We start from the raw sequence: 4652 nt of genomic DNA on the forward strand, positions 1-4652 counted from the left end.
CCCGCCGGTCGGGCGCACCGCGACGGCAGGGAGGCGGCGACTTCATGGGCCGCCTCGAGCGGCGCTGGGACGAGCGGCGCGCCGGAGGCGACTGAGCGCCTGGCCCGCCGGGCCCCCACTATCCTCCACTCCAGGCCCCGATCCGCTCCGGATCGGGGCCTTTCCGCTGCCCGAGGCTCCGTCGTCGCCGCGGCCCTCCACCGGGGCCCACCGGTCCTCCACGTCCCTCCACGGCGACGCCGGCCCCGGGACCCGCGGGATGGCGCGCCGGACTCGGGGGGCCTCGACACGCCCGTGGCGCCGGGACCCGCGTCCGGGGTTGATGGTGGAGGGAAGTGGGGTAATGTGGAGGGAAGGAGAGAGCATGGGTCCCGACCTTGGTCGGGAGGGACCGCTTGACGAGCCAGGGGGTCTGCCGTGTTCTTGGGCACGTACACCCCCCGGCTCGACGAGAAGTCCCGGCTGATCCTCCCCGCCAAGTTCCGCGAGGAGCTGGCGGAGGGGCTGGTCCTGACCCGGGGTCAGGAGCGCTGCATCTACGTGTTCAGCGCTCGTGAGTTCGAGCGGGTCCACGAGCAGATGAGGTCGGCTCCACTGTCCTCCCGCCAGGCCCGTGACTACATCCGCGTCTTCCTCTCGGGGGCGTCGGACGAGGTCCCGGACAAGCAGGGTCGGGTGACCGTGCCGGCGCCGCTGCGACAGTACGCGGGGCTGGACCGGGACGTGACCGTGATCGGCGCGGGGACGCGAGTGGAGATCTGGGACTCGGAGTCCTGGAACACCTACCTCGCCGAGCAGGAAGCCGCCTTCTCCGAGACCGACGAGGACGTCCTGCCCGGCGTCTTCTGACCATGACCACCCGACCTCGAGCGAGACCTCCAGCCGACGCCGCCGCACCTGACCCGTCTTCCCCTGGGCCAGGCGCGGCGGCGGACGGATGGGGATCCCGCCCGAGGTCCGCCAGGACCGCGATGTGAGCAGGAGGTCGAGAGTGGACGCAGGCCAGCCGCGCCCCGAGGACCGCCACCTGCCCGTGATGCGGGACCGCGTCGTCGACCTCCTCGCCCCCGCCGTCCAGGCCGCGCTCGAGGCCGGCCGTACGCCCGTCGCCGTCGACGGCACGCTGGGCATGGGCGGGCACACCGAGGCCCTGCTGACCCGGTTCCCCCACCTGCGCGTCATCGGCATCGACCGCGACGTCCACGCCCAGGCCATGGCCGTCGAGCGCCTCGGCCCCCTCGCCGAGCGCCTGATCCCCTTCCACGGCACCTACGACCGGGTGCCCGAGGCCATGGCCGCCGCGGGCGTCACGAAGGTCGACGCCGCGCTCTACGACCTCGGTGTGTCCTCCTACCAGCTGGACGACCGGGAGCGCGGCTTCGCCTACTCCTACGACGCTCCGCTGGACATGCGCATGGACGACACCGCCGAGCGCTCCGCCGCGACGCTCGTGGCGGAGCTGGACGAGCAGGAGCTGCGCCGCATCATCCGTCGCGACGGCGAGGAGCGCTTCGCCGGCCCCATCGCACGGGCCATCGTCCGGGCCCGCGACGAGGCCCCCATCGAGACCACCGGCCGCCTCGTCGAGGTGATCCGCTCGGCCGTCCCCGTCGCCGCGGGGGCAACCGGCGGGCACCCGGCCAAGCGCACCTTCCAGGCCCTGCGCATCGCCGTGAACGAGGAGCTCGACATCCTCGACGCCGCCGTGCCCGCCATCCTCGACGCCCTCCACGTGGGCGGGCGCCTCGTGGTGATGAGCTACCACTCCCTCGAAGACCGCATCACGAAGCGGCACCTGAGCGCGTGGGCCACGTCCACGGCGCCCCCGGGGTTCCCAGTGGTGCTGGAGGAGCACGAACCCGTGGTGCGGGTGCTCACCCGCGGCACCGAGAAGCCCACCGAAGAAGAAATCTCCGAGAACCGTCGCGCCTCCTCCGCGAGAGTGCGTGCGGTTGAGAAGATCAGGACGTCCAGGACCACGGCATGACGCTGCACGAGGAGATGAGCATGGCCGCACACGCACGGATCGCAGAGTCGCTGCGCCCCGGGTCGACCCCCGTCGCCCCTGCGCGGCCGACTCCGCAGGAGCGCACGCCGCTCTCGGTGGTGCCCGCCCCGCTGCCCCGATCCCGCTCCGGGGTGACCGTGCTGTGCGTCCTCGTGGTGCTCGCCGCGCTCGCGGCGGTGCTCGTCATGAACATCACGATGTCCAACCGGCAGTACGCCCTCCTGGACCTGCGCCAGGAGCAGCAGGCCGTCACCGAGACCAATGAGCGGCTGGCCGAACAGGTGGGCCACCTCGAGGCGCCGCAGAACCTGGCCGCGCGCGCCGACGCCCTCGGGATGGTCGCCCCCGCCGGCACCGCCTCCGTGGACGCGGGCACGGGCCAGTTCAGCGGCGAGGCCCAGGCGGCCCAGGACGGCGACATCTCCGCCACCTACGTCGCGCCGCCGGCGGACGCGGACGCGGTCCGCCAGGGGACGGCCGGCGACGGCCAGGACGAGATCGAGGGACCGCGCACCCTCGGCGGCGAGGACGCCTCCGCCGCCCCCGACCAGGACGCCGCCGACCGTTGATCGACCGTCCCGCCTCGCACCTTCCCCGCGGCGGATCGACGGTCGGGCCCGCTCCCGGGCACCCCGCCGTGCGCACCCGCATCCTTCTCCTGCTCGTCTTCGTCCTGCTCGGCGGGCTCGCACTGCGGCTCGTCTACGTGCAGGGCATCGACCCCACGGGGCAGGCCGCGGCGGCCATGGACCAGCGCCTGACACACCAGGAGACCCTGCCGCAGCGCGGGTCCATCCTGGACCGCGACGGCGACGTGCTGGCCGCCAGCGTGCGCCGCTACGACATCGTCGTGGACCAGCGCCTCGTCAAGGACTTCAACGAATGGGACCGCGAGGCCCGGGAGACCGTGCTGGTGGACGTGGACTCCCGCCTGGCCAGCCTGGCCGAGGTGCTCGGCATGTCGGAGGAGGAGGTGCGCGAGGCCACCATCGGCTCCCGCCCGTACGCCGTGGTGCGTCGCTCCGTGACCCCGGAGGTGCGGGATGCGGCCATGGCCCTCAACGTGCCGGGCCTGCTCTCCGAGGCGGTGGACCGCCGCACCTACCCGAACGGGTCGGTCGCCGGCAGCATCATCGGCTTCATGGGTGGCGACGGCACCGCCCTCGAGGGCCTCGAGCTCAGCCAGGACGACGTCATGACCGGCACCCCGGGCACCCGCACGTTCGAGGTGGGCGCAGACGGCATCCGCATCCCCAACGCCCCGCTCGAGGAGGTTCCGGCCGTGGACGGCGCCGACCTGCGCCTGACCGTGGACAAGGACGCCCAGTGGTTCGCGCAGGAGACCCTCGGCGCCCTCGCCGCCGAGTACGAGGCGGAGTGGGCGAACGCCGTCGTGATGGACGTGAAGACGGGCGACGTGATCGTCATGGCGGACTCCACCACGGTGGACCCCGCCGACCCCGACGCCACCGAGGGGAACTTCCGCACCTCCACCGTGATGAGCACGCCGTACGAGCCGGGCTCCACGGGCAAGGCGCTGCCGATCGCGGCCGCCGTCGACGCCGGGAAGGTCACCGCCACGGACGGCTTCACCGTCCCCGGCAGCCAGGACTTCGACGGGCAGACCATCCGGGACTTCTCCCCGCACCCGACGTTCGACATGACCGTGGCAGGCATCTACGCGCGCTCCTACAACACGGGCACGGTGCAGATCGCCGAGAAGATCACGGACGAGCAGCGCTACGAGTACATGCGCTCCTTCGGGGTCGGCCAGCCCATCGACCTCGGCCTGCCGCAGCAGGCGGGCAGCGTCCTCGTCCCGCCCGAACAGTGGGACGGCCGCCAGCGCCTGACCACGGCCTTCGGCCAGGGCTACACCCAGACCACCCTGCACACCGCCCAGATGTACCAGGCCCTCGCCAACGGCGGCGTGCTGATCCCGGCCCGGCTGATCGACGCCACGGTGGACGGCGACGGCGCGGAGAAGCGCTGGGAGTCGTCCGCGGAGCCCCACCGCGTGGTCTCCGAGGAGACGGCGGCGCAGATGCTCCGCATGATGGAGACCGTCGTGACGCAGGGCACCAGCAAGGCCGCCGCGATCCCCGGGTATCGCGTGGGCGGCAAGTCCTCCACCGCCGAGGCCGCGAGCGACACCGGCACGTACGACGGCTACAACCTCGGCTTCACCGCCGTCGCCCCGCTCGACGACCCCCGCTTCGTGGTGTCCGTGTCCATGCATCGGCCGCCGTCGAAGCAGGGCTCCCGAGACGTGTCCGTCGCGGCCGCCACGATCATGGAGTACATGCTCCGCCAGGCGGACGTGCCCGCCACCGGAGCCGAGCCGAACGACTACCGCGTCTTCGTGGACGATCCGCAGGACCGGCCGTGGTGACCCACGCCTCCGGCCCCGAGCACCCCAGGAGCACCCCCATGACCACTCCGAGCGACCCCCCTGCGCCGCTGACCCCGGCCCAGCAGGACGCCGCCTTCCGGCCCTCCCACACCCCCGCCGCGGCCTGGCCCGCCCTCGCACAGGCGCTGGCCGAGGCGGGGATCGCGGCCCACGTCCACGGCGCGGCCCCGGCCGACGGCGTCACGGGGGTCAGCCTCGACTCGCGTGTCGTGCGCCCGGGCGACCTCTACG

The 4652-nt window shown here is 73.2% G+C and carries 4 protein-coding genes and 1 pseudogene; all 5 read left to right on the forward strand.

Annotated elements, in window-relative coordinates:
• Positions 1-417: 417 nt before the first annotated feature.
• Positions 418-849 (forward strand): division/cell wall cluster transcriptional repressor MraZ, encoded by a 432-nt coding sequence (gene mraZ, locus HMPREF3105_RS08710; RefSeq protein WP_002854575.1) that lies wholly within the window; start codon positions 418-420, stop codon positions 847-849.
• A 142-nt stretch (positions 850-991) separates the two neighbouring features.
• Positions 992-1987: a 16S rRNA (cytosine(1402)-N(4))-methyltransferase RsmH gene (rsmH, locus tag HMPREF3105_RS08715; protein WP_036314148.1), complete on the forward strand. Its 996-nt coding sequence runs from the start codon at positions 992-994 to the stop codon at positions 1985-1987.
• A gap of 20 nt (positions 1988-2007) precedes the next feature.
• Positions 2008-2577, forward strand: coding sequence for a cell division protein FtsL (locus tag HMPREF3105_RS08720; protein WP_230297511.1), 570 nt, complete (start codon positions 2008-2010; stop codon positions 2575-2577).
• Positions 2578-2645: 68 nt separating this feature from the next.
• The gene (locus HMPREF3105_RS08725; RefSeq protein ID WP_230594441.1) at positions 2646-4400 is read left to right on the forward strand and encodes a peptidoglycan D,D-transpeptidase FtsI family protein; all 1755 of its coding nucleotides are present in this window, start codon (positions 2646-2648) and stop codon (positions 4398-4400) included.
• Positions 4401-4438: 38 nt separating this feature from the next.
• Positions 4439-4652, forward strand: a pseudogene (locus HMPREF3105_RS08730) (UDP-N-acetylmuramoyl-L-alanyl-D-glutamate--2,6-diaminopimelate ligase); the annotation flags it as partial.

Source organism: Micrococcus sp. HMSC31B01 (assembly GCF_001816085.1).
GTDB lineage: Bacteria > Actinomycetota > Actinomycetes > Actinomycetales > Micrococcaceae > Micrococcus > Micrococcus luteus.